The following is a 285-nucleotide window of genomic DNA, read 5'->3' as shown; positions in this document are numbered from 1 at the left end:
AAGTCCAATAGGGGTTTTATATAAGACATAGGATACGATAAATACAAGTACAATTGCAAGTATTACAAACCAATTTAACTGAGATAGTAAATCTCCAATAACTGGAATGCCCTTAATAAATTTAGGTAAGTCATAGGGTAAGGAGTTTACTAAATCTGTCTGTCCGCCTTTTTTAAAAACCTTATATATCATAAAGGATGCAAAAGCAGTGGAAAAAAGATTTATTGCAGTACCTGATATAACCTGGTCTGCTCGAAGGTGAATACTTAAAAATGCATGAATGAG

Annotated in this window: 1 protein-coding gene; it reads right to left on the bottom strand. The window is 32.6% G+C overall.

Translation table 11 applies throughout. The features are described from left to right. Window positions 1–285: ABC transporter permease subunit (locus ACJDUG_RS17810; RefSeq protein ID WP_406771208.1), on the bottom strand; the 285-nt coding region annotated here is incomplete at both ends.

Origin of the sequence: Candidatus Clostridium stratigraminis (genome assembly GCF_045310675.1) — a bacterium.
Classification (GTDB): domain Bacteria; phylum Bacillota; class Clostridia; order Clostridiales; family Clostridiaceae; genus Clostridium_AT; species Clostridium_AT stratigraminis.
This window is presented reverse-complemented; position numbering and strand designations above follow the sequence as displayed.